The organism is Proteiniphilum sp. (assembly GCF_034927365.1).
In the GTDB taxonomy this organism is placed as follows: domain Bacteria; phylum Bacteroidota; class Bacteroidia; order Bacteroidales; family Dysgonomonadaceae; genus Proteiniphilum.
In genome coordinates this window covers 103,189-122,681 of record NZ_JAYFQD010000005.1, presented here as the reverse complement: position 1 = coordinate 122,681, position 19,493 = coordinate 103,189, and the positions used below count along the sequence as shown (strand labels likewise).

Below are 19,493 nucleotides of genomic sequence, written 5' to 3'. Positions count from 1 at the left end.
AATATTAAAATTCATACCGTAATCCCAGATTCAAATCCATCACGATCTTTCTGTCCGAATAAATAGTCTTATATGGATTTTTTGCATCAAAATAATAGGCTCCTCCCATTTTTCCATATAACCTTAACCCGTCATAAACGGGATAAGAAAGACCTACACCGGCATTCACCGAAAGTTGGGGATTACGCTGCGATATTTTCAGAATTTCCTTTTCTTCCAACTTGCCTGACAAGTTATTGATTATTGTTGTTTGGCCTTTACTTACTTTCCGGAATTCTCCATACACATCCTTTTCTACCATTCCGCCTATAGATGCATATATATTCAGCTTTTTCACAGAGAAAAGATTATAGTTTATATTCAGTGGAACACCCAAATAATGAAGCTTTTGTACTTCCTGTACCTGAAAACTGTTATTGGTATTCCTGCTCTTGGAGTGAAGATAAGAGTAAATCAGACCTGTTTCAATGGAAAGATCATCAAACAAATATTTGGAAACGGTCACTCCAAATGACACGGGCTGGTCATGCTCCATTTCCGAAATATTGTCTGTTTTGACCGCCTCGAACTGTATTTTATTCGCATCATTCAGATATTTACCATCAGTAGATACGGTGGCACTCCTCAAGGTCATAGGCGAATTCACCTTCTGTTGATATCCGGTCAATCCCCCTTTCCCATTCAGAGCAAGCAAAAGAGTACCCTCACGTCTCTCGCCTGCTATTCCTCCGGCAAACAAGGCATCATCACCTCCTACCACAATAATATCTTCCGAAGATTGGTCCATCTTGTCTTTACCTGAACGATTTCCAATAGATTCTACCAACAACCTGAGCGCTCCGGCATCCAACCCTCTATCTGTACTGCGATTCACTCTCTCACGCTCCAACCATGCTTCCATCATTCCGGAGGGTGAAGAAGAACGAACAACCAGTTCTCCTCCTATTTTTGCTTTTCCTGAAGTTTTTAGGGCAAGTAACTGCTGCCCGGATTTCGCCGGCTGAACAGCAGATTCAGGGATCGACTGTGATGCAGTGGTTATTTGTTTAGCCTGATCGGGAATATTATTTGCTATGGGAAGAGAGGTATCTGTTTTCGAAGCCACTATTTCAGGATCCTGTACAGGGTTTTGGAGAAACAGGATACTGCCAACCAGCAATATCAACACAGCGGCTACCGAACCGGCATACCACCTTCGCCGTAATGCCGTTCGCGCAGCCGTGGCTGCTCTCAGTGACCGTTCTACACTCTCCCAGCCATCGGCTGGTACTGGTGCTTCAAAACCACCGAGTTTTGATTGAAATCCTTTTCTAATATCGCTATCTGACATCATTGTATTGTCTTTGATTGTTATGTAGGATGGCTGAAATTTTCTTCCGGAGCATATTCTTTGCTCTAAAAAATTGGGAACGCGACGCTGCTTCATTAATACCCAACACTTTGGCAATTTCCTTGTGCGACATCTCTTCGAAAATATACATATTGAACACTGCCCTGTATCCGGGTGGTAAGTTTCTTATCATATCGAATACTTCTTCCTCGGGGATATTTTCAATATCGAGAGAATTATCCGTCGGGGATTCCGATTCTTCGTTATGGATGTAACTGTACTCCTCCATAAACCGGTACTTCTGCTTCTCTTTCCTGTAATTCTCCAACGCCAGATTCACGAAAATCCGTCTGAGCCAACCTTCAAAAGAACCCTTGCCCGAAAATGAGCCGATCTGCGTGAAAGCACGGATGAATCCGTCATGCAACAAGTCTCGGGCTATCTCCTCGTCTCCGCTGTAACGCAAGCATACCGCCATCATCATAGGAGCATAGCGCTCGTACAATACCTTTTGGGCGTTATGGTCCTGTTTCTTACATGCTATGACAAGTTGCGAATCATCCATTCTTAACCGCAGTTCATTTTATTAGATGAAAAACAAGAAAAAACGCTGCGTGAACCAGTAGTTTTTTATCTCTATTTATGCTTTTTTAAGGAATAAACATTTCCGGTCATTTCTGCGCTAAAATTCACGCTCCAAAATTACATCCAAAGGAAAAAACCGGCAAATGAAATTAATTAAGAATATGTAAATTAAATTGGGGTATAACTCTTTTTTCCCTATTTTTGTACTAATAATCAAATAAAATTTCCACTCTATGAAGGATTTTCTGAAAATCATGCTCGCGTCCGCTTTGGGTTTTGTCATCGCCAACATTCTCTTTTCTATGATTGCAATGATCTTTTTCTTCGGGGCAATGGGATCATTTATGGGTTCCATGTCTACAGGTGAAAAGTTCATTTTACAGGATAATACGGTACTGAATCTCCGTTTGGATGGTCCGATTAACGAACGCACCCCGGAAGAGGATCCGTTTTTCTCCCTGATCAACTCCGATCTCCCTTCCCCCATAGGTTTAAACGATATTGTAAGTGCTATCAGAAAAGCTAAGAATAATGATAAAATAAAAGGTGTTTATATCGATTCCAGGGCTATGACAGCCTCTTCAGCTACGCTTGCCGAGATACGGCACGAACTGGTAAACTTCAAAGAAAGCGGAAAGTTCATCGTCTCCTACGCCGACTCATATACGCAAGGGGGTTATTGGCTCGCTTCCGTGGCCGACAAAGTAGCTATCAACCCGCAAGGGATGCTCGACCTGCACGGGTTGGCCTCGGTACCTACTTTTTACAAGGATGCCCTCGATAAGTTGGGAATCGAAATGCAGATATTCAAAGTAGGAACTTATAAATCGGCAGTAGAACCGTTCACCCAAAACGAAATGAGCAAAGCCAACAGGGAACAGGTGAGCTCTTTCCTGAACGATACGTGGAGCTTCCTCAAAAGTGATATTGCTGCATCCCGCTCAGTCACAACCGCCGATATCGACATGGTGGCCAACAGTCTGCCGGCCCTGCAATCAACCGACTTCCTGCTTTCAACCAATCTGGTTGACACCCTTCTTTACGAAACCGAGATGAAAAACTACTTAAGGAGCCTAATCGGGATCGATAAGGATGCAAAGATACCTTCAGCGACAGTGGCAAATATGAAGTCGGTAACAACAAAAACTGTCAAGAAAACCGACAATACCATCGGCATCTTATATGCCCAGGGAAATATTACTTCTGGTACCGGTTCTTCCAATATCCAGGACAAATACCTAGTGGATCAGATCGAGAGATTGAGAAAAGATAAAGAGATAAAAGCTGTGGTATTTCGTATTAACTCGGGAGGAGGTAGTGCCTATGCTTCGGAACAGATATGGAAAGCTATCACCGACCTGAAAGCGGAAAAGCCGGTTGTGGTATCCATGGGTGATCTGGCAGCTTCCGGCGGTTATTATATCGCCTGCAATGCGGATAAGATAGTTGCCCAGCCTACCACACTGACCGGATCGATCGGTATTTTCGGTATGATCCCCAGTTTTGCAGGTACTAGCAAGAAGCTGGGAATATCTACCGATGAAGTGAAAACCAATGAGTTCTCCGACTTCGGAAATATCACCCGCTCTTTGAATGATAGAGAGAAACAACACCTCCAGTCTATGGTAGAGAGAGGGTACGATCTCTTCCTGACCCGCTGCGCAGAAGGACGCAATATGCCCAAAGACTCGCTGGCTCTTTATGCTGAAGGCCGCGTATGGACAGGGAATCAGGCTAAAGAGATCGGGCTGGTGGATGAACTGGGAGGAATTGAGAAAGCTATCGAGATAGCTGCAGAAATGGCTAACCTGGGTAAGAGTTTTGTAGTGTTCGAATACCCCAAACTCCGCTCAGTCTTGGAAGAATTGATCAATCCTAAGAAAGAAGAATTGGCTGCTCAAACATTGAAAAAGTACCTCGGTGAAAGTTATGAGATGTTTATGATATTGAAAGATATCAAAGAACAGGATTATATACAGGCAAGAATTCCATATGAATTGAATATTCATTGAAATTAGACATTTTCTGCGCTCGGCAAAACAAATTTACTTTGCTCATTTAGCTTAACGAAAACGTTCATTGAAAGATTCACCCATGCAAAAGGATAAACCTTCCGTCGAAATCCGCAGATCAATGTCGCCGTTAGCATGGCTATACGGCCTTGGTGTAAATTTTCGGAATACACTGTTTGACAAAAAAATACTCAAACAACAGTCATTCGAGATTCCGGTTATCTGCGTAGGTAATCTCACTGTGGGCGGCACGGGGAAGACACCGCATATTGAATATCTTATCAGGTTGTTATCTCCACAGTTCAAGGTGGCGGTACTCAGCAGGGGATACAAACGTAAAACCAACGGCTTCATGATTGTCGGCACCAACTCTAAGGTGCGCAACGTAGGAGATGAACCGCTGCAAATCAAACAAAAATTCCCGGAGACACTGGTGGTGGTCGATAAAGACCGGGTGAGCGGAATCAGGAAGATTCTCTCCATTGAAAAAGAAGAACGTCCTGATGTGATTCTTCTCGACGACGGCTTTCAACACCGGTACGTACAACCATCACTTTCTATCCTGCTGGTCGACAGTAATCGCCCCATTTTCGAAGACCACTTACTGCCTATGGGATCATTGCGTGAGCCACTGAAAGGAAAGGATAGAGCATCCATCGTGATAGTCTCCAAATGCGATCCGGACATGCAACCCATCGATTTCCGGATCTATACTAACGGATTAAATCTCTACGTATTTCAACAGCTCTATTTCACCGGGCTCGACTACGGGATGGCAACACCTCTCTTTCCGGAATTACAGGGCGGCCCTCTACAGGCATTGGATATCCGCAAGAAACATGTTTTTTTAGTGGCGGGCATAGCCTCACCCCAACCCTTGGTGGATAAGGTGGAACTTATCACCTATAACCTCTACACGAAATTTTTTCCTGATCATCACTCTTTTAGAGAGAAAGATATCCAATCGATCCGGGAATGGGTCAGTACGGTGGATGATAACAACAAAATTATCCTCACCACTGAGAAAGATGCCGTCCGTCTCAGGGTATTACCCTATCTTGATGAAGAGATGAAAAAGATGCTTTATTATATCCCCGTACAGGTATCATTCATTGATAAAAAAGAACAAGAACAATTCAATAATAAAATTATAGAACATGTTAGAAACTATCAGACAAACGGCTGATTACCTAAAGGGTAAGATTAGCGAAATCCCCAATACAGCCATTATCCTGGGTACTGGCCTGGGAGAACTGGCACATGAGATCGAAGATAAAAACGAGATTCCCTATACCGAGATTCCTAACTTTCCCGTCTCCACGGTGGAAGGACACAGCGGAAAACTGATCATAGGTACGCTTGGCGGCAAGAAAGTATTGGCCATGCAAGGGCGTTTTCATTACTACGAAGGATACGACATGAAACAGGTGACTTTCCCCGTGCGTGTATTCCAGGCACTAGGCATTGAATATCTCTTCGTATCCAATGCGGCAGGAGGAATGAACTCCAGCTTCGACATAGGAGATATCATGTTGATCGAAGATCATATCAACCTGTTCCCGGAACACCCGCTCCACGGTAAGAACTTCAACGAGTTGGGCACCCGCTTTCCCGATATGAGCGAAGCCTACAACAAATCGCTACGTTTGATGGCCATGGAGATTGCCAAAGAGAAGAATATCAAATTGCAGCACGGTGTCTATATCGGCCTTCAGGGACCGACCTTTGAAACACCTGCCGAATACAATTGGCTAAGAATTATTGGTGGTGATGCTGTGGGTATGTCCACCGTACCGGAAGTGATCGTGGCCAACCATGCTGGCATAAAGGTGCTGGCATTCTCTATCATCACCGACCTGGGTGTGATCGGTAAGATTGTGGAGGTATCTCACGAAGATGTGCAGGAGGCAGCCAAGATCGCACAGCCGAAGATGGCGGAGATCATGCGTGCCATTATTCAGAAAATTTGATAGACTTTATTCAGAAAAGGGGTGTTTGTAAATATTCAATAAAGGTAATTTTCAGATAACCTCTTTTTTATTCATTTTTTATATGCGAACAGAAATAGCAACGTTGGGTGAATTTGGATTAATTGACCATCTTACCAAAGATATCAAACTCACTCAGGAGAGTTCCGTCAAAGGTGTAGGTGACGATGCCGCCGTGGTGGATAATGCAGGCAAACGTACACTCGTAACGACCGATCTGCTTTTGGAAGGAATCCATTTCGATCTCGTCTATACGCCTCTGAAACACCTCGGGTACAAAGCGGCAGTCGTCAACTTTTCCGATATTTACGCCATGAATGGCAATCCCCAGCAGATTACTGTCTCCCTGGGTATATCGAAACGTTTTTCAGTGGAAGATCTCGAAGAGTTCTATAGCGGATTAAAGCTGGCCTGTGAGATCTACGGGGTGGATATCGTGGGAGGTGACACCACCTCTTCCCTCACCGGCTTCACCATCAGCATCACCTGTATCGGAACGGTGAAAGAAGAGAAGATTGTCTACCGCAACGGAGCAAAAAATACCGATCTAATCTACGTATCCGGCGACTTGGGTGCCTCCTATATGGGATTACAATTGCTGGAAAGGGAAAAGATCGTATTCAATGGGGACAAGGATTTCCAGCCTGATTTTGGGGGTAAGGAATACCTGTTGGAGCGACAACTCAAACCGGAAGCCAGAAAAGATATCATAGCCATGCTGGCAGAGAATGGGATTGTCCCTACTTCAATGATAGATATCTCTGATGGATTGTCGTCCGACCTGCTGCATATCTGTCACCAGAGTAACGTTGGCTGCCAACTTTTTGAAGAGCGGATACCTATCGATTACCAGACTGCGGTGATGGCCGAGACATTCAATATGAATGTAACCACCGTAGCCTTGAATGGCGGGGAAGATTATGAGTTACTCTTTACCGTCCCACTGCATCTGCATGAGAAGATGAGCAAACTGGAAGGAATCCGTCTGGTGGGCCATATTACGCCAATCGAACAAGGTTGCTATCTGGTCACCCGCGACGGTCAGGAGATGCAATTACAAGCGCAGGGATGGAATCCGATAGCGGATGAATAATTTTTCTGCATTTTTTATTTACAAATTTTGTAAATCTCAAAAATGCGCTTATCTTTGCACTCGCAATTTAAGCAGTGCTGGTGCCATAGCTCAGTTGGTAGAGCAAAGGACTGAAAATCCTTGTGTCCCCGGTTCGATTCCTGGTGGCACCACAAATCAGACTGATAATCTAATCAGCGAGATATTTTAAATACATCCAATTTTACACCCTAATAATGTAAAGTTGGGTGTTTTGTTTTATCAACCACTATAAATCCCTATCTATATTGGAGGATCCATTTTGGATCAACCCGTATTTTTTATGATAAGAAATCATTTTCGGACAAAATCTTTCATCATATTGAAAGATATCTTACACTGAAAGAAGTTTAAATTTAAAATCTCGAAGATATGATACCTTTGAAAAAGATGATATGATAATCAAGATGATACCTGCATCTGATCTTTTGGATAAATAAACTCACTTACAAGTATTTAATTACTGCACTACCCAATCAAAATCGGTATAGCTGAAAAGCCCTTTCTCTCCTATTTTTATTTCAGGGATAACCACCAATGAAAGGAAAGAGAGTGTCATAAATGGGGCATCGAGCTTGCAGCCGAGCTGCTTAACCTGCGCATCAAGTTTATAGTAGGCATCGCCGACTTCCTCCGCGGGACGGTCACTCATAATTCCCCCAACCGGCAGGGGTAATAAATCTATTTTCCCGTTACAACATACCGAAAGGCCTCCCTTACTTTCAATGACGGCATTGATGGCATCGGCAAGGTCCTTGTCCGAATTGCCGACAGCAATAATATTATGCGAATCATGTGCTATAGAGCTGGCAAAAGCACCTTTCTCAAGGTGAAATCCCTTACAAAAAGCGACTTGAGGAGAGCCATTATTATATCGATTGATATACACAATTTTGGAAATATCTTCATGGGAGTCGTTTTCAAAGTTTTCTACAGGAATTTTGGGAGAGTAGACGTCCACAGTAGTCAAAAGTTCACCTTCGACAAGAGATATCACTTTAATCGGTTGGTCGACCGCTTTTCGTAGTGATGACACCGCTATTTTATCAAGATTAAAATAATTAAGCGTGACAGGAAGGACCGTGGGAGGATCGATGTGTAACCGTTCTACTCCATCAATATAAACCTCCTTCACATCAAATGTTTCCGTATTATCCACTACAATAAAATCGGCTTTATCACCCACCCTCAATTGACCGACATCGAGATGGTAATGATGAATCGGGTTGATGGATGCTATCCGGAGAACGTCGAACAGATCGAATCCGTTTGCCACAGAACGGGCAACCAGTTTTCCTATGTGACCTATAGTCAGTAGTTCATACACGTGGGAATCGTCGGTACAAAACATGACGATATCCGGATGAGTACGGATAAGTGATTTCAACGCTTCATAGTTACGGGCAGCACTTCCTTCGCGAATCAATATTTTCAGGCCCAATGTCATTTTCTCCTCTACTTCCGCCAGAGATGAGCTTTCGTGATCGGTAGAGATACCACGACTTGCATAAGTAGCCAAAGCCTTTCCTGACAACAGAGGAGCATGTCCGTCAATCGGCAATCGATATTTTTTGGCCACGTCAAGTTTGTCCATCACCTCTTTATTTTCGGATAATACGCCCGGTATATCCATCATCTCTGAGAGTCCCACAAATCGTCCGGAAGCCGCCAGTTTTTCCACATCTTCCGATGAAATGACTCCGCCGGAACAATCAAAAGGAGTAGCCGGCACACATGACGGAATAGTAAAGAATGTCTTCAGGGGAGATCTCCGGCTGTTTTCGACCATAAAGTCAACACCACCCACCCCCATTACATTGGCGATTTCATGCGGATCGGTAACCACAGCAACGGTTCCTTCGCGAATAACCACATTGCCAAAATTCTCGGGTGTAAGCATCGAACTCTCAATGTGCATGTGAGCGTCGATAAAACCGGGCATAATATAGTCTTTTCGTTCTGTAGAGTGTCGGTTGATGGCGGTAATAAAGCCATTTTCTATTTCGACAGACCCTTCAAATATTTCTCTCTCAAAAACATCTACTATATTTCCCTCTACTCTATCTTTCATAATTTTCATCATTTAATTGATGCTTTGCAATTAAAAAACAAAGCTCACTACCAGTAGATAAAAGATATAAAACTGCAAGTTTACTGTTTTTTCTGATATATCAGCCTCAAATGAGCATTTATTCTATAATTTTGCAGCCGAAAAAATTGCAGCAGCAGTGACTAAAGACAGAACAAACATTCAGGACTCCCATAATCAGATTGCGAGCACAACGGATCGACCCAAATTGAAAGATTGGTTTCGTAGTATTGATATTTCTTATGTTTGTATTACCGGTCCTGAAAAGCAAGAACGCAGGATCACTCAAAAGTCTACCGAAATTGGTCAAACGTCCGGCACTAATGGGGATATACCTACTGACAGTTATCATGATCACGGCTCATTTTACCGGATACACCTATATCGAACCTTTTATGATCAACATCGCCGGTCTTGATGAAAAAGTGGCGACGATCGTACTACTTATCTTCGGTGCTGCCGGAATCGGCGGTAGTTTGCTATTCTCCCGCTATAACGAAAAACGATCGCTGTTCCTGATGGGCACGAGCCTGATCTGTGTTTCCATTTCGCTCTCATTGATGTATTCGCTGGGGATCAACACCTATACCATATTCCTGTTATGTATATTCTGGGGTATAACTTTTATGATCCTCAACCTAGTATTGCAGGATACCGTCATGAAAGTCGCTCCAGACGCAACGGCAGTGGCTGTGTCTATTTATTCTGGGATATATAATGTGGGGATAGGTAGCGGAGCACTGGTCGGCGGCACCGTAAGCACCCATGCAGGTACACAGTATGTCGGTCTGGTAGGATTTCTGATAAGCATATTGGCCATTTCTATTTATTTTCTGGTTATCAGACGTTATTTAAAAGAAAAAAAAATAAAAAAGTCCTTCCTGATATTGCAATTCCAAAAAAGAGTCAACGAATATTTGTCGAACAAAACAACAGAAGATATATCTTTGTTACTTATATGTGCTGCTATATACCCCGCCAAATACAGCAAACGAGGCTTATCACGCAGAATACAGGAAACAGAATGAAAACAATCAATTGTCGCACAAAAAATAATATTGCCATATCCCGTCTGGGACTTGGAGCCATGAGAATGGCAGACATACAACAAGGCATCGACACTATTCATGCCGCCCTGGACAGCGGAATAACCTACCTGAATACAGGCGATTTCTATGGTCACGGAGAAAGTGAAATGCTTATACGTGAGGCATTGAAAACCCGCAGGCGTGAAGATGTCTTCATATCGGTGAAGTTCGGCGGGATGCTGACCCCTGAGGGACGGTTTTATGGTATCGATGTACGCCCCCAAAGCATACAAAACTATCTGGCTTATACCCTGAAACGGTTGGGAACAGATTATGTCGATCTCTATCAACCTGCCCGTATCAATCCGTATATTCCTGTGGAAGAAACCATCGATTCCATAGCCGATATGATAAAGGCGGGATATGTGAGGAATGTCGGGATTACCGAGATAGATGCCAACACACTGCGCCGGGCACATGCGGTACATCCCATCAGTTTAGTGGAGTTACGCTACTCGCTGCTCGACCGGGAGATTGAAGAAAGCCTAATCCCTACCGCACGCGAACTCGGTATCGGGATTGTCACTTTTGCCAATCTGTTCCATGGTGTGATTGGAGGTAGCAACCCTGATGAAAAAGTAGCGGGATTAAGTCGTAGGATGTCCCCGCAAGCCGTTGAGAAATTGAAACAGGCTGTTTCAAGATTGGATCAGTTGAAAGAGATTGCGGACGAGAAGAACGTCACCGTATCACAATTGGCCATCGCATGGGTATTGGCACAAGGTGATGACATCCTCGCATTGGTCGGTTCACGCACAGTCGGACAGCTTCTGGATACCGTGAAGGCTATCGATATTCCACTTTCCGAAGAGGATCTGCAACGTATCGAGCAGGCGATACCCAAAGAATACGCCTCCAATTCGGCCATGCTTCCTGTCGATCTGGATGAAAACGGATTATTCAAATTTTAATGGTCAATTTTAATCGGTAAGCTCAGAAACATTATGAAAAAGCTAATCGCATACCCTCTCTCAGCCATTTATTATCTGCTGTTTGGAGCTACATTGGTCATCTTTGAAGTAGTTCAATGGATATGCTTCAATCTGTTCGGATATAACGCCCATAAAAAAAGTGTGGATGTGCTCTGTTTCTTCCTTGTACTGAACACATATGTGCTGGGTACAAGATATAAGATCATTGGGAGGGAAAAACTTCCGGCAAACATACCACTGATTGTCGCCGCCAACCACCAGAGCTGGTATGACATCACGACTATCGGCTGGTTCTTACGGAAAATCGACCCTAAATATGTCAGCAAGATTGAACTGGGGAGAGGAATTCCCAGCATATCTTACTTCCTGAGACACGGTGGATCGGCTTTGATCGACCGGAAAGATGGGAAGCAAGCATTGGGTGCGATCCGTAAATTATCCGAATATATAGAGAAGCACAAACGTTCAGCGGTTATATTTCCCGAAGGAACCCGAAGCATTACAGGCATACCCGGACCCTTTGCCGAAAACGGATTAAAAATTCTCTGCAAATACGCTACCTCCGCTTATGTCGTCCCCGTCACCATCAACAACACCTGGAAAATAACCCAATGGGGGTCTTTCCCTTTAGGTATCGGCAATAAGATCGAGCTGATCGTGCATGATCCCATCCCGGTAGCAGGAACTCCGTTCCCTGAGCTCTTCGAAAAGACAGAGCAGATAATTACGCAAGCGATCAATTGATGGAAGACTGCCCAATTTGTAGGGGCGGGGAAATTAATTCTTTTTATGAACAAAATATACATACTATTACATATAGCTGTTATACTTGCCGGCTTTACCGGTGTATTCGGGAAACTGATCACTCTTAACGAAGGGCTACTTGTATGGTACAGAGTTCTCTTCTCCTCTATCTTTCTGTTTATCATCACCAGACTATCAAGGACAAATAAATCAATCTCTTTCGCCAATAAACTGGATATGGCAAAGATCGGAATGCTCATCACAATACATTGGGTGTTCTTTTATGCAAGTATCAAGTATTCAAATATCTCTATCGGCGTAGTTTGCTATTGTCTGACCAGTCTCTTTACCGCCATTTTCAAACCGGCGATAAATCACAAAATGGTACGTATATCAGAACTACTGTTAAGCTTACTGACATTACTGGGGATAAGTCTGATCTTCCATTTTGACACCTCATACCGGTTAGGCATCGTCTTAGGAGTTGTATCATCAGCTTTCGCAGCACTTTATACGATCTTCAACGAGCGACTGGTACGACATCACGACACGAAAACTATAAACTATTATCAGATGATCGGAGGAACATTAGGCTTGGGAGTTCTGCTTCCGGTCTATCTCCATTTTTTCCCGACAGAGAATATAGTCCCTGATATGAGGAATACTTTTTATTTGATCCTCTTGTCATTATTTTGTACAGTCGGATTGTATGTATTGGTATCTGAAATATTAAAGAAGATACCCGCCTTTACGTTAAACCTGACATTTAACCTTGAACCTATTTATGCTATTATAATAGCATTCCTATTTTTCGGGGAGAGCAAAGAGGTTAATTTGTCGTTCTATATCGGATTGATGTTAATCCTTATCTCGGTAGTGTTACAATCATTTATCACCATACGGCAAACTGCCCGGGTAAAAGTGTAGTATATCATCTTGGATTGTATACATATATTTCATTTTTCTTCTGCGCCATAATATCTAGCCAGATATTTTCCGGTAATTGAATGCTTGCTTTTCTTAATCTGTTCAGGCGTTCCTTGTGCAGCGATCTTTCCGCCCTTGCTTCCCGTGCCGGGTCCCATATCGATAATATAATCGGCCCGCAATATGATGTCGAGGTTACCATCAACATACAATAACGTGTTCCATTCCTCTTCGGTATAATCTTTCAACTTTTTATCATTGTCGAACAGTCCCGATGCGGCATACCGTATCCACCGCCAACGTCCCGGTTCAAAGGTAGGGAACTCGATAGCCACGGAGAGATTCTCCATATTGTCCACTTCAGGCTTGGTATATTTCGCCATCATCCGATGACGAATATAACTACTATATGTCTCACTCAAGATTCCTGTTTTCGATATTTAAACACTAAAGCTAAACACGATTCTTGTGTCTTTTGTTTTGAATTACTTCTTCTGGGAAGAAGCTGAGACGACCATCACCGGAACTTTCGAATGAAGGATGACATGCTGGGTGATACTCCCCATTGCCCAAAGCGAAAAACCACTCTTTCCCTGCGTACCCATCACAATCAGATCGGCGCCCCACAATCCCGCTGTGGCAAGGATACTCTCTTTGGGAAATCCTTCCGGCATAAACTTAATCGTAGACTTATCCCTGTTATTTAAATGGATCAATTGCTCCAAAGTATCCTGGGCTTCTTTTTTTAACACCATCAGCGCTTCGTTCGGCATAATGCCCGAATCAGGACTACCAATCGACTTGGATTTATCCACTACAAAAATAAGCGCCACCTCTGCCTGTAGCTGATCTGCCAAGGCAAACCCTTTCCGGGATACGTCAATAGCACTTTCCCTACTATCAACGGCAATTAAAATCTTTTTGTAGTTCATTATACAATCATTTTAGATAAACTGTTTCCTCCCCATACGGCCATCACACCCAAAATGACGCTTGACACAATATACAGAGAGAGTATGATATAGTTCCCTGTCTCTAACAGTCTCAGGTTTTCAGCAGAGAAAGTAGAGAAAGTGGTATATCCGCCACAAAACCCAATAACAAACAATAACCTCATTTCGTTTTCAAGTGAGCCGAAACGGGATATAATTCCGATCAGGAGTCCTATAATAAAACATCCCGTAATATTAATAATAAAAGTTCCCCAGGGAAAAGCAGAGGGAAATTGTCTGGAGGACCATACCGAAATAAGGTATCTCAGCACGCTCCCCGCACCTCCTCCCAGAGCTACCAATGCAATTTGTTTCCACATAAACTATTGAACGTTTTTAAATGTTTTTTTGCCGGCGAAAAGGGAGTTCCCTTTCAGTTGATGCTCTATACGCAGAAATTGATTGAACTTCTCAATACGTTCACCACGGCATCCACTACCCGTCTTGATATGGCCGGCATTCAATCCGACGGTCAGATCGGCAATAAAGGTATCGACGGTTTCACCGCTTCGATGTGAGACAAAACAGTTATAACCGTTATTACGAGCCAATTCCATTGTCTCCAACGTTTCCGTCACGGTACCGATCTGATTGAGTTTGACTAGTATTGAATTGGCAATTCCCTTATCGATCCCTTCCTGTAATATCTTTTTATTGGTACAAAACAGGTCGTCGCCCACCAACTCTATCTTTTGGCCCAATGTGGATGTCAATGCTTTCCAGCCGTCCCAATCATTTTCAGCCAGTCCGTCTTCCAGCAATACAATAGGATATTGGGATGTCCAATCTTCCCACATCCTTATCATTTCCTCACTGGTAAACAATTTGCCGGTACTCTTGAACATCTTATATTTACCATCTTCCCACAATTCACTGGTAGCGGGGTCAAGACAAATACTCACATCACTTCCCGGGACATAACCGGCTTTGATAATGGCTTCAAGGATCACTTCCACTGCTTCTTCATTCGATTTCAGATTGGGTGCAAACCCACCTTCGTCCCCTACTCCTGTACTGTATCCCTTGCCATTCAATATCGATTTAAGCGTATGGAACACCTCTTCACCCATACGGATGGCTTCACGGAACGAAGGTGCATTGTGCGGGGCAATCATGAATTCCTGAAAATCCACATTGTTATCGGCATGCTTTCCACCATTGATTACGTTCATACACGGTACCGGCAATACGCAGCCATTGCTTCCTCCCAAATATTGATAGAGGGGTTGCTTCATGCTCGATGCCTTTGCACGGGCATATGCCATCGACAGGGCGAGAATAGCATTCGCACCAAGTTTCGATTTGTCGGGGGTTCCATCCAAATCGATCATCAGATAATCAAACTCCCGCTGACTGACAAAACACTTACCAATAATCTCCTTCGCAATAAGATTATTTATATTGTCAACTGCTTTTAGCACACCCTTACCTCCATACCGATTTTTATCACCATCACGCAGTTCAGCCGCTTCCCGCTCTCCCGTGGATGCTCCGCTGGGAACCATTGCCCAGGCCTGTGTCCCGTCTTCCAATGTGATATCCGCCTCTACGGTCGGATTTCCCCTTGAATCGAGAATTTCGATTGCTTCTACTTTTGTAATCTTCATAAGATAAATATTTAATAGATTTTTAGAATCAAGACTTTTAGAATCAAGACATCCATGGCTAAGTTTTTCAGAACCAGGAATAAGAACCGATTTACCAATGTGACCAATATAGCATATATATAGACAAACAAGTCCAGCCCATGTATTTAGTACATGAGCAATTTTATGTTTTTTGTTGTTGGAAATTATCCCGCTCACAGAGAAGTCTATAAATGCAAAATTCCTACCCATAATCTATAAACGATTAATTACGCAGGAACTATCAGCTATTTATATTAGCGGTTTATAACAGGGAAGTCCCATTCCCTTTTTGATCACACCGCAAAAATAGAAAAAGTTTTTGATATATCGGTTTTAAATATCCAAAAGCTTATGACTTCTTGAAACAAGGGTAAACAGACATAACAAAAATCAAAAAAATATCCGATTGGGTGAAGACCCAACGGAAATCGCTTGGATTATCACGCGAAGAGCTCACACTGAAGGCGGGTGTGGAACTTCGTTTCTTACGTGAACTGGAACAAGGAAAGGAAACCCTGAAAATGGACAAGGTCAACCAGGTATTAAAATTGTTTGGAAAGCAACTGGGTCCTGTTCAGATGGATAGAAATAAAAAGATACTTAGGAGTCAAAAATAACTTCTCCGCATAGAATTCCATCTGGTGCTGCTTTCGGTAATGGGCATATATCAAATCAAAGAAAGCGGCCTGAAACTCCATATCCTTATTTCTCTCTGCCCGCCCCGAAGAGAGCTCTTTCTGCTCGTAGATTGCATAGAACTCAAAAATAGCCGCCATCAAGTTAAATTGAACAATCTCCTTCTTATAAGGGAAATCATCCCTATTGTTCTTTTCCTGCAGGTCGACATAGATTGCTAGCAACCTGTTTGCTTCTTTCGCCGGACATTGAACCGATGGATTACTCTTTACGCTTGTAAAAAGGTTGGATAATTCAAGGCTATTGACAAATTCAAGCGAGAAAGAGACAAATTTCAATAAAAAATCACTACTCGGGTTGCCAGTGGCGTATGCTTCTCGGGGATTTTCCAAAGTGGGGGTAAATAGATATTTTATGTTAAATGAGAGGATGAATAGTAATACACTTATGGAAGAGCAAAATTTGAAGTAGAAAAATCAAAAATCAGAGTCGATAATCGTTAAAATAGACGTATATTGCATCTTTTTTACATTAGTAATTACCTGCATAAACAACAAACTCAAGATATCGAAATAACATGAATAAGAACTATCATTCCCTTTCCAGACGATCATTTATAAAATCGGGGCTTGCCTTGACTTCGTTACCTTTTATACATTCCTCTTCACTGTTTGCATATGAGAATTCGGCCGAAGTAAAAGATAATTTATTTGATTTGTTTAAAAATCCTCCAGTGACGGCGAAACCCTTTGTTCGTTGGTGGTGGAACGGAAATAAGTTGACTGGCAAAGAGATATTGAGAGAATTGGATATCATGCATGAAGCGGGTATCGGAGGAGTAGAGATAAACCCTATCGCTTTTCCGGGAGGAGACGATTTGGGTATCCCTTCGTTGCGATGGCTCAGCCCTGAATGGATTGAGATGGTGAAAGTAGCCTTGAAAGGGGCTGAAGAACGAGGTATGGTGTGTGATATTATCGTCGGTTCGGGTTGGCCTTTTGGAGGCGAGTTCCTGAAAACCGAAGAGCGTAGCCAGTTGATGACAATAGTTGGTTATCATGTGAATGGGGGAGGAGTGAAGAGCATTCCTAATGAAGAAATATTTAAGGAAGCGGCTCCAGTGATCCATTCACCTTATAACAATCCTCTTTACGAAGTATATTCCGCTTATTTGGCACCGATGAAGTTGGACCATTTCATTGCACCTGAGGAGATACCGGTAGACACAAAGGCCGATGTGCAGAAATTTGAAATACCGGAAGGTGAATATATTTTATATGTGCTGGTGAAGGTATCGGGATTTCAGGCGGTCATAAATGGTTCTCCCGGTGCGGCAGGACCGGTATTAAACCATTTTGACAGGGACGCGGTACAGACTTTTTTGAACCGGATGTCCGATAATCTGTTTCCTGAGCTGAAAGGGCTGAAAGGATTCAGGGCAATGTTTTGTGACAGTATGGAGCTGGAAGGTGCGAACTGGTGCAAGGATTTCAAAGAGCAGTACATACAACGCAGAGGGTATGATGTGACACCTTATCTTCCTTTTATCCTGTATAAGGTAGGACATATGGGGCATGCGGTAGAAGGTGGAGCCGCCACCGAATTAACAGGGAGCGCGAAGGAAGAGGTTGCCAGGGTCAAGTATGATTTCTATGTGACCTGTATGGAGATAATCCGTGATAATTTTGTAAAACCATATACTGCATGGTGTAACGAGCATGGTTTCCAGTCGAGGATGCAACCTTATGGGCGGGAGTTTCATCCGTTGGAAGGTTCTTTCAACGTAGATATTCCCGAATGTGAAACATGGTTGTTTCAGGGAGGAACCGACGAAGAGCGACCGTTTACCGGCCGTACAGCCTATACCAATGTAAATAAATTTGTTGCTTCTGCTACACGTCTGTCAGGAAAGAAGATTATCAGTTGTGAAGAGGTTACAAATACCAATGATGTCTTCAATACTCCATTGCAGACAGTAAAATTGGGTGGTGATCAGAGTAATCTCTCGGGAGTCACTCACTCCATTTTGCATGGATTCAATTATAGCCCGGTAGAGGCTCCATTCCCGGGATGGGTCCGTTATGGCACATTCTTCAACGAACGAAATACATGGTGGCCCTATTTTAAATTCTGGTCGGCATACAAAGCGCGGTTATCTGTCCTCTTGCAGGAGACAGAGCCATACGCCGACATCGCAGTGATGCATCCGTTGGCTGATATGTGGACTATCCATGGTCCACAACGGGATCCATTCCCGGCTCTTCACTATCCCCCCTATCAATACCGGGTGTGGGAGGCAATCCATCAAAATGGTTGTAGTTGTGATTACACCTGTGAGAGTGTAATACAGCAAAGTGAGATGAGAGATGGCTACCTCAGGTATCACAGTAGAAAATACCACACGCTTATCCTGATTGAGGTGGAATCGATGGAACCCGAAACGGCGAGAGCATTGGAACGTTTTATGGCCGGAGGCGGTAAATTGATTTTGATAGCTAAGGAACCCCATAAGTCACCCGGTTTAAAAGATTATACACAAAGGGATAAAGAGGTTAAGGATATCGTATCTTCAATGAAACAGCACTATGCTTCTCGTATTTTCCTTGTTCCTGCTCCCGAGGGTGATATGCATGCATGGTTTGCTATCGTGCAACAAAGGTGTGGCCTGGAACCTTATGTAAAGATGGAAAAACCTGATCCGTTTATAAGCCAGATACGGCATACGGGAGAAGGAAAAGATATTTTCTTCTTTACCAACAGTCACATCTCAAAAAGTTTTCCGGTTACTTTCACTTTCCCGGATAAGGGAATGACTCCCTGGTGGTGGAACCCGGAGACAGGAGAGCGTTTCATTTGTCCGGCTGTATCGAAAGGCGGTTCAATCTCCGTCTCTTTTGAAATGGAACCTGCCGGCTCCAAATTGCTTGTATTCGAGCGATATGACAAAGGAAAAAAAATTCCGGTATCACCGCAGGAACGTCCCGATTACAAGGAATTAAAGAATTGGAAAGTGAGGATGGAGCATATCAATGGAGATACCGAAGTGCGGACTATTGAAGAGATGGTGGACTGGTCGAAACAGGAAGATACACGTTCTTTTGCAGGGAATCTCTTCTACGAAAAGAAAATTGAAGGCACGGTCTCCCCCTACAGCTATATTGATTTAGGTCTTGTCGTTGGTATTTCTGAAGTGATATTGGGAGGTGAAAAACTGGGAACCAAATGGTATGGGCGGCATCTGTATCGTATACCCGCCCACCTCTCCCGGAAAAATAATCTTACACTTCAGGTGAAAATTATCACTACGGTAGGCAATTACTTGAAGGCATCGAAAGAGAATCAAATCGGGCAAAACTGGACCAGAGGGCAGCAGTGGCACCGTATGGGAATGCTGGGACCAGTGAAGTTGCTATAAACGATAGGGTAAGAAT

The 19,493-nt window shown here is 43.3% G+C and carries 17 protein-coding genes, 1 tRNA gene and 1 riboswitch; of the genes, 10 read left to right on the top strand and 8 right to left on the bottom strand.

Annotated elements, in window-relative coordinates; translation table 11 throughout:
• Positions 1 to 4: 4 nt before the first annotated feature.
• Positions 5 to 1,333 carry an outer membrane beta-barrel protein gene (locus tag VB073_RS02565; protein ID WP_323402579.1) on the bottom strand — a complete coding sequence of 443 codons (1,329 nt, stop codon included), beginning with the start codon at positions 1,331 to 1,333 and terminating at the stop codon, positions 5 to 7.
• Positions 1,320 to 1,895 (bottom strand): RNA polymerase sigma factor, encoded by a 576-nt coding sequence (locus tag VB073_RS02560; RefSeq protein ID WP_323402578.1) that lies wholly within the window; start codon positions 1,893 to 1,895, stop codon positions 1,320 to 1,322. Before VB073_RS02560 ends, VB073_RS02565 begins: the two co-directional genes overlap by 14 nt.
• A 253-nt stretch (positions 1,896 to 2,148) precedes the next feature.
• On the opposite strand from VB073_RS02560, the gene sppA reads away from it, so the two are divergent.
• The 5 genes from sppA to VB073_RS02535 all read left to right on the top strand — a co-directional run bounded on the left by sppA (position 2,149) and on the right by VB073_RS02535 (position 7,160).
• The gene (sppA, locus tag VB073_RS02555; RefSeq protein WP_323402577.1) at positions 2,149 to 3,927 is read left to right on the top strand and encodes a signal peptide peptidase SppA; all 1,779 of its coding nucleotides are present in this window, start codon (positions 2,149 to 2,151) and stop codon (positions 3,925 to 3,927) included.
• An 82-nt stretch (positions 3,928 to 4,009) separates the two neighbouring features.
• Positions 4,010 to 5,113, top strand: a complete 1,104-nt coding sequence (gene lpxK, locus VB073_RS02550) for a tetraacyldisaccharide 4'-kinase (protein WP_323402576.1) — start codon at positions 4,010 to 4,012, stop codon at positions 5,111 to 5,113.
• Positions 5,085 to 5,897, top strand: a complete 813-nt coding sequence (locus tag VB073_RS02545) for a purine-nucleoside phosphorylase (protein ID WP_323402575.1) — start codon at positions 5,085 to 5,087, stop codon at positions 5,895 to 5,897. Before lpxK ends, VB073_RS02545 begins: the two co-directional genes overlap by 29 nt.
• 82 nt (positions 5,898 to 5,979) lie before the next feature.
• Positions 5,980 to 7,008, top strand: coding sequence for a thiamine-phosphate kinase (gene thiL, locus VB073_RS02540; protein WP_323402574.1), 1,029 nt, complete (start codon positions 5,980 to 5,982; stop codon positions 7,006 to 7,008).
• A 79-nt stretch (positions 7,009 to 7,087) separates the two neighbouring features.
• Positions 7,088 to 7,160, top strand: a tRNA-Phe gene (locus VB073_RS02535).
• Positions 7,161 to 7,486: 326 nt separating this feature from the next.
• On the opposite strand, the gene ade is transcribed toward VB073_RS02535, so the two are convergent.
• Positions 7,487 to 9,097: an adenine deaminase gene (ade, locus tag VB073_RS02530; protein WP_323402573.1), complete on the bottom strand. Its 1,611-nt coding sequence runs from the start codon at positions 9,095 to 9,097 to the stop codon at positions 7,487 to 7,489.
• A gap of 248 nt (positions 9,098 to 9,345) precedes the next feature.
• Here ade and VB073_RS02525 point away from each other — a divergent pair, with 248 nt between their 5' ends.
• The 4 genes from VB073_RS02525 to VB073_RS02510 are packed head-to-tail and all read left to right on the top strand — an operon-like array spanning position 9,346 to position 12,806.
• Positions 9,346 to 10,143 (top strand): MFS transporter, encoded by a 798-nt coding sequence (locus VB073_RS02525; protein WP_323402572.1) that lies wholly within the window; start codon positions 9,346 to 9,348, stop codon positions 10,141 to 10,143.
• Entirely contained in the window at positions 10,140 to 11,114 is a 975-nt protein-coding gene (locus VB073_RS02520; RefSeq protein WP_323402571.1) for an aldo/keto reductase, read from the top strand. Before VB073_RS02525 ends, VB073_RS02520 begins: the two co-directional genes overlap by 4 nt.
• Positions 11,115 to 11,147: 33 nt before the next feature.
• Positions 11,148 to 11,879: a lysophospholipid acyltransferase family protein gene (locus VB073_RS02515; RefSeq protein WP_323402570.1), complete on the top strand. Its 732-nt coding sequence runs from the start codon at positions 11,148 to 11,150 to the stop codon at positions 11,877 to 11,879.
• A 45-nt stretch (positions 11,880 to 11,924) separates the two neighbouring features.
• Complete coding sequence (locus VB073_RS02510) at positions 11,925 to 12,806, top strand: DMT family transporter (protein ID WP_323402569.1); 882 nt, start codon at positions 11,925 to 11,927, stop codon at positions 12,804 to 12,806.
• Positions 12,807 to 12,835: 29 nt separating this feature from the next.
• On the opposite strand, the gene VB073_RS02505 is transcribed toward VB073_RS02510, so the two are convergent.
• The 5 genes from VB073_RS02505 to VB073_RS02485 all read right to left on the bottom strand — a co-directional run bounded on the left by VB073_RS02505 (position 12,836) and on the right by VB073_RS02485 (position 16,454).
• Positions 12,836 to 13,228: a hypothetical protein gene (locus VB073_RS02505; protein ID WP_323402568.1), complete on the bottom strand. Its 393-nt coding sequence runs from the start codon at positions 13,226 to 13,228 to the stop codon at positions 12,836 to 12,838.
• A 63-nt stretch (positions 13,229 to 13,291) separates the two neighbouring features.
• Positions 13,292 to 13,738: a universal stress protein gene (locus VB073_RS02500; protein ID WP_323402567.1), complete on the bottom strand. Its 447-nt coding sequence runs from the start codon at positions 13,736 to 13,738 to the stop codon at positions 13,292 to 13,294.
• On the bottom strand, positions 13,738 to 14,118 hold the full coding sequence (gene crcB / locus VB073_RS02495) for a fluoride efflux transporter CrcB (protein ID WP_323402566.1): 381 nt from the start codon (positions 14,116 to 14,118) through the stop codon (positions 13,738 to 13,740). The genes VB073_RS02500 and crcB overlap by 1 nt, the downstream gene beginning before the upstream one ends.
• Positions 14,119 to 14,121: 3 nt before the next feature.
• Positions 14,122 to 15,405 (bottom strand): phosphopyruvate hydratase, encoded by a 1,284-nt coding sequence (eno, locus tag VB073_RS02490; protein WP_323402565.1) that lies wholly within the window; start codon positions 15,403 to 15,405, stop codon positions 14,122 to 14,124.
• Positions 15,406 to 15,651: 246 nt separating this feature from the next.
• Positions 15,652 to 15,721, bottom strand: a riboswitch (Fluoride riboswitch).
• 247 nt (positions 15,722 to 15,968) lie between these two features.
• Positions 15,969 to 16,454, bottom strand: coding sequence for a hypothetical protein (locus VB073_RS02485; protein WP_323402564.1), 486 nt, complete (start codon positions 16,452 to 16,454; stop codon positions 15,969 to 15,971).
• Between the two features lie 185 nt (positions 16,455 to 16,639).
• On the opposite strand from VB073_RS02485, the gene VB073_RS02480 reads away from it, so the two are divergent.
• Positions 16,640 to 19,477 carry a glycosyl hydrolase gene (locus VB073_RS02480; protein ID WP_323402563.1) on the top strand — a complete coding sequence of 946 codons (2,838 nt, stop codon included), beginning with the start codon at positions 16,640 to 16,642 and terminating at the stop codon, positions 19,475 to 19,477.
• The last annotated feature ends 16 nt before the right edge of the window (positions 19,478 to 19,493 follow it).

What these genes read in the sequence shown, in the direction of transcription:
- VB073_RS02545 (WP_323402575.1), top strand. Translation starts at nt 5,085, where the DNA reads ATGTTAGAAACTATCAGACAAACGGCTGATTACCTAAAGGGTAAGATT.
- VB073_RS02500 (WP_323402567.1), bottom strand. Translation starts at nt 13,738, where the DNA reads ATGAACTACAAAAAGATTTTAATTGCCGTTGATAGTAGGGAAAGTGCT.
- VB073_RS02520 (WP_323402571.1), top strand. Translation starts at nt 10,140, where the DNA reads ATGAAAACAATCAATTGTCGCACAAAAAATAATATTGCCATATCCCGT.
- lpxK (WP_323402576.1), top strand. Translation starts at nt 4,010, where the DNA reads ATGCAAAAGGATAAACCTTCCGTCGAAATCCGCAGATCAATGTCGCCG.
- ade (WP_323402573.1), bottom strand. Translation starts at nt 9,097, where the DNA reads ATGAAAGATAGAGTAGAGGGAAATATAGTAGATGTTTTTGAGAGAGAA.
- thiL (WP_323402574.1), top strand. Translation starts at nt 5,980, where the DNA reads ATGCGAACAGAAATAGCAACGTTGGGTGAATTTGGATTAATTGACCAT.
- VB073_RS02565 (WP_323402579.1), bottom strand. Translation starts at nt 1,333, where the DNA reads ATGATGTCAGATAGCGATATTAGAAAAGGATTTCAATCAAAACTCGGT.
- VB073_RS02510 (WP_323402569.1), top strand. Translation starts at nt 11,925, where the DNA reads ATGAACAAAATATACATACTATTACATATAGCTGTTATACTTGCCGGC.
- eno (WP_323402565.1), bottom strand. Translation starts at nt 15,405, where the DNA reads ATGAAGATTACAAAAGTAGAAGCAATCGAAATTCTCGATTCAAGGGGA.
- VB073_RS02515 (WP_323402570.1), top strand. Translation starts at nt 11,148, where the DNA reads ATGAAAAAGCTAATCGCATACCCTCTCTCAGCCATTTATTATCTGCTG.
- crcB (WP_323402566.1), bottom strand. Translation starts at nt 14,118, where the DNA reads ATGTGGAAACAAATTGCATTGGTAGCTCTGGGAGGAGGTGCGGGGAGC.
- sppA (WP_323402577.1), top strand. Translation starts at nt 2,149, where the DNA reads ATGAAGGATTTTCTGAAAATCATGCTCGCGTCCGCTTTGGGTTTTGTC.
- VB073_RS02480 (WP_323402563.1), top strand. Translation starts at nt 16,640, where the DNA reads ATGAATAAGAACTATCATTCCCTTTCCAGACGATCATTTATAAAATCG.
- VB073_RS02560 (WP_323402578.1), bottom strand. Translation starts at nt 1,895, where the DNA reads ATGGATGATTCGCAACTTGTCATAGCATGTAAGAAACAGGACCATAAC.